This window comes from Flavobacterium sp. (assembly GCF_039930565.1).
Classification (GTDB): domain Bacteria; phylum Bacteroidota; class Bacteroidia; order Flavobacteriales; family Flavobacteriaceae; genus Flavobacterium.
This window is the reverse complement of record NZ_JBDTTP010000139.1, coordinates 1-4,427: the sequence shown is the minus strand read 5'-3', so window position 1 is coordinate 4,427 and position 4,427 is coordinate 1. Positions and strand designations below refer to the sequence as shown.

The window sequence follows — 4,427 nt, the reverse complement described above, 5'->3', positions numbered from 1 at the left end:
CAATAAGTATCCCAAGGTTTCAACCTTGGGTTCTTTTTGGGATTACTTTTACTATAAATTATTTAATGATATAAAAATGGCACCAATTGTCTTCAATTGGCGCCATTTGGATTTGTGACAGGAACAGGACAAATTTCTATAAATTTTATAGAAGATTTGAAGAGATTGGCTTACCATATGTAGTGTCTGTCTTTGATTGGCTTTGTGAATTTGGTTTGGATGTCTTGCTGGGGATTGAGATAAAATTTTAAAAACTAAATTAATTTATGACAGTAAATTTATTTTTGAGAGAAGATAAAACTTGAAATTTTTCAATATTTAGATTTGGTGCAAAAAGAACACATTCGGTTTTGAACTACAAAACCATTTAATCGTACTATCTAAGAATATTACGATATAGTTGACAAAAAGTTAACAGGATTAATATTGTTTATTTTTAAAACGTTGACTTAGTATAGATTAAAAAGATCGTTTATAGATAAGGATGAGAATAATTTATGCAGCGTATTTCAATCTGATTTCGAATTGACTTGAATCAATTATAATTATTTTTTTGTAGGATTATTTCTGTTTTTAATGCAGGTGTTCAATTTGTTTTGTAATAACAGCCTCTTACGAGCCCTTAATGCTTTCCTGTAAAAACTTAACATTGAAATACATATAATACTATTTAGATTTGCGCTCGACTATAAAAAAACAATCTAAACAATAAACCAAAAAAATGGAAATATTAAGTTTTTTAAAACCAAAAAAGAACAAACGACAAATTTCTGAAAATGATTTTGCAGCCAATCAGGGTAAAAATTTAAGACTTGCAACAGAATCACTTGTAAGTCTTCGGGATGCTGGAGTGGAAGAGGAGCATGAATTAAAAATTGATTATTTTTATTATTCAGACTCTCTGGAAAAAGCTCAAAAATTGGAAAAGGAAATTCAAAATATGGATTATATAGTAAATTATAAACCTGCATCACACGATAAAAATCTTTTTGTTATTTCCGGAAGAACTCCAGAGATTAAAATGATGCACGAATCCTTAAGTAAATGGGTTGCCGAAATGTGTGAATTGGGATATAAGCATGATTGCAATTTTGACAATTGGAAAATTGTTTCTTAGAAAATTATTTTTTTTGTAACAAATAGTTAAATTTGGCTACTATCATAATGTATTATGAATCCAATTCTGGAAGCGCTTATCAGCGGACCAAGTTTTTTCCTCGCATTTCTTATTTATGCAAATTTAAATAAGGTAAATATTAAAGCCAATCGCTGGCTCGGCACCTTTATTCTTTGTATTTTTTTAATCCAGATCGATACGCTTTTTCAAAAATCAAATTATTTTGCAGAAGGTTCATTTGAATTAGAAATTCTAAGTTTAGTCAGTCTGATTATTGCCCCTGTTTTTTATTTTAGTTTTGTTTATTATGTGGAGTCCAATAGAAAATGGAAAGCAGTAGATAATCTGCATTTTTTATTTGCAATTCTAATGCTGGTTTTAATCATTATTTCTCACTTCCTTGAAAATGATAAAATAAAAACAACCAGTGATAAGAAAATTGAATATTATACTGTATTCGTTTTTGGTATTTTATTTTGTGTAATGGTAACTGCATATTGTATTGCCGCGTATATAAAAATTGATAAGTATCAAAAAAATCTCTATCTATATTCTTCTAATATTGAGGCTGTAAACCTAAATTGGCTAAAGCAGATCAGTATCTGCGTATTAGTTTTAGCCTTTATTTGGCTGGCAGATATTTTATTTCAGTTATCTGATGCTTTTTTCTTGTATGATTATTTTTCAAGTTTGGTTAATTTTTTTGGAATTTGTTTCATTGCTTTTCATTCATTAAAACAAAAAGAAGTTTTTCCATTTAATAAGGAGCAGAAAAATGAAATTAATGCTGTAATCAGTGAGATTTCTATTGTAGATGACAGCAGAAAAAAACTAATTTCTGATGAAAAATTAATCGAAATGAAACTTTTGCTGACTGAATTAATGGAAAAAGAAAAACCATTTTTAGATTTTGAACTGAGCCTATTAAAACTTGCCTCGCTGTTAAATACGTCCCCACATTTACTTTCTTATATTATCAATACTGGATTTAATGAAAACTTCTATCAATTCATCAATAGATATAGAATTGAGCAGGCAAGGAAAATGATACTCGATCCTAAAATGGAGAATTTAAATCTAATCGGCATCGCTTACGAATCTGGATTTAATTCCAAAACTGTATTCAATACCACCTTTAAGAAAATAACAAATCAAACCCCGTCAGAATTTAAAAAAGCATCAAATAAAATCTGATTTAAAAAAAACATGTTCGGATTCATAAGTTAGAACTTTCCTTAAGCACATAAACCAAATATTTGCCGGTAATTAACTTAAATAAAGAATCATGTTTAAAGCAAGTTCCAATCTTTTTAAAACCCTTTTAGTAATAGCGATTTTTTTCATTTCATGCTCAAAAGACGATGAAAATGCCGCAGGTTATTCTGAATCCTTTGTAAATCTAACCACTCACAAATTAAGAGCCTACAACGTCAATATAAAATCAAAATATCTGGTTGTATTTGAATCTGGCTTAGGAGACGGACATGAATCGTGGATGCCTTCGAGAAAAAAATCCGAATTAGTTAACCTTTCATCCGCAGTCAATTCCGATGTTTTAATTTACGACAGGGGAGGTTATGGTAAGTCTGGTATTGATAATGAGCCAAGAAATATTAATACATTACGTCGTGAATTGGAGGCTGTGATTGCTCAATATGCAGACGGACGCAAAATTGTATTAGTAGGACATTCATTAGGCGGCATGATAGTACGTGATTATGCCATAAAAAATCCCGATAAAACAGCCGCAATATTGTTTATAGATCCAATGCATGAGAAGTACAATAATCCAGACCCAGGAAACATACTTTATGATGCAATGGTAAAAACGTATGGCATAAATTACGGGCCTACAAGAGAAACTAAAGAAATTGCTGTGGATATTGCTTATGGTTCTTTATTACCAGTTCTGCCTAATGTTTCTGTAGTTGTACTGACAAGTATGAAATTGGATAAAAACAATAATGCATCTGATGAAATCAATAAATTAAATAGAGAAAAATGGTTTCAGGCTCATGAAGAATTAGGAAATGGTCTTACCGATTTTACACATATCGCCACAGTAAAATCAGGACATTATATCCATCATGAAGAACCTGAGCTTGTAATTGATAATATAAAATTTCTTCTTTCGAAATTACCTTAAGTTGTTTTGTGGCAAAAAGAAAGTAACTTCATAAAAAAAACCGTTAACGATAACGTTTTTTTTTATGCGTCAAATCTGAGTACATTAAAATTTTCGCTGAGAAGGTTTATAATTGCCGGGCGTACCTCGGTCTGTTTCATCTCGGGCGCTTTCATCTTCTCGAAGCTCCTCATTGCAAAGTTCCCCGATTTCGAATTCCCTCTTTACGGGATTGTCCTTATTGGGTTCTATGGTTTCAAAGGGGTTACTTTCATTCTCATCGCTCCTCTGAGTATCAATATCAGTTTGGGACCCTTCAGGAGGGTCATTATCTATAAGGTCCTCTTGGGTGTCCTTCTCGGTGATGTCTTTGGACGCGCTGTCCGATTCCTTATCAAGATTCTCTGAATCATACCGGCTGCCGGCCTGCTCCAGACTCAGATCATCTGCGTAATGCGGCCCGGCATTACCGGTAAGTGTGGGCTGAAGGGGAGGAAGCTTTTTGCTGTCCCTGACTCCCTTGGTCCGGGGTTTGAAAATTCTGGTCATCCTGACCTTTATTTTCCTTTGTATCTGAATTCATGATTTTATTTTTTAAATTAATTTTTTTCTGTTGTTTTTTTAAAGGAGTGTCTAGGGGCAGGTCTGCGGGTACTGCCGTGCCTGCCGGCATTTTTCACTTCTCTATCGGGTCAATGGACAGCATGAGCCAATTATCAGTGAAGGATTATTTTATCGGTTTCAAGACGTTCTTGATAGTAAAGCAAGAACCTATCGGCCAAAAATTAAAACTATTGAGAATTTTCCTTTACGAGGTTTTTTTCTTTGTCCAAAGTGTGGTCAGAAGTTAACGGGAAGTAAATGTAAAGGAAGGAATAAATATTACTACTATTATCACTGTGATAAAGTATGTAAATGGAGAGTGAATTCCGAAATAGCTAACAAGATTTTTAAAGAACATTTAAATAAATTTAAACCTTTAGAAGAAGTTAAGAAACTATATACCGCAGTTCTGCTTGAAGGTTATAGAGAGCATACTGGAGTAATAGCTGGAGAAAAAAAGAAGTCCCTTGAGCAGATTGCAGTTTATGAAAAGAAATTATCGGTTGCCAGAAATTTATTAGTTACCGAGAAAATCGATGCTGAAGATTACAATCTTATGAAAATTGAGTACAATGCAATTAT

The 4,427-nt window shown here is 32.4% G+C and carries 4 protein-coding genes and 1 pseudogene; 4 read left to right on the top strand and 1 reads right to left on the bottom strand.

Going from position 1 to position 4,427, the window contains the following annotated elements; translation table 11 throughout:
- Nucleotides 1-721 precede the first annotated feature (721 nt).
- The 3 genes from ABI657_RS18960 to ABI657_RS18950 all read left to right on the top strand — a co-directional run bounded on the left by ABI657_RS18960 (nt 722) and on the right by ABI657_RS18950 (nt 3,263).
- A complete protein-coding gene (locus ABI657_RS18960) occupies nt 722-1,117 on the top strand; it encodes a ribonuclease E inhibitor RraB (RefSeq protein WP_348098837.1) in 396 nt (131 codons plus the stop codon).
- 54 nt (nt 1,118-1,171) lie between these two features.
- Nucleotides 1,172-2,311 (top strand): helix-turn-helix domain-containing protein, encoded by a 1,140-nt coding sequence (locus ABI657_RS18955; RefSeq protein ID WP_348098836.1) that lies wholly within the window; start codon nt 1,172-1,174, stop codon nt 2,309-2,311.
- A 91-nt stretch (nt 2,312-2,402) separates the two neighbouring features.
- Entirely contained in the window at nt 2,403-3,263 is an 861-nt protein-coding gene (locus ABI657_RS18950; RefSeq protein WP_348098835.1) for an alpha/beta fold hydrolase, read from the top strand.
- 84 nt (nt 3,264-3,347) lie between these two features.
- Here ABI657_RS18950 and ABI657_RS18945 read toward each other — a convergent pair whose 3' ends face one another.
- Nucleotides 3,348-3,791, bottom strand: a complete 444-nt coding sequence (locus tag ABI657_RS18945) for a hypothetical protein (protein ID WP_348098834.1) — start codon at nt 3,789-3,791, stop codon at nt 3,348-3,350.
- A 373-nt stretch (nt 3,792-4,164) separates the two neighbouring features.
- Between ABI657_RS18945 and ABI657_RS18940 the strand changes: the two are divergent.
- Nucleotides 4,165-4,427, top strand: a pseudogene (locus tag ABI657_RS18940) (recombinase family protein); the annotation flags it as partial.

Coding starts and splice junctions, on each gene's coding strand:
- ABI657_RS18960 (WP_348098837.1), top strand. CDS start 722: ATGGAAATATTAAGTTTTTTAAAACCAAAAAAGAACAAACGACAAATT.
- ABI657_RS18955 (WP_348098836.1), top strand. CDS start 1,172: ATGAATCCAATTCTGGAAGCGCTTATCAGCGGACCAAGTTTTTTCCTC.
- ABI657_RS18950 (WP_348098835.1), top strand. CDS start 2,403: ATGTTTAAAGCAAGTTCCAATCTTTTTAAAACCCTTTTAGTAATAGCG.
- ABI657_RS18945 (WP_348098834.1), bottom strand. CDS start 3,791: ATGACCAGAATTTTCAAACCCCGGACCAAGGGAGTCAGGGACAGCAAA.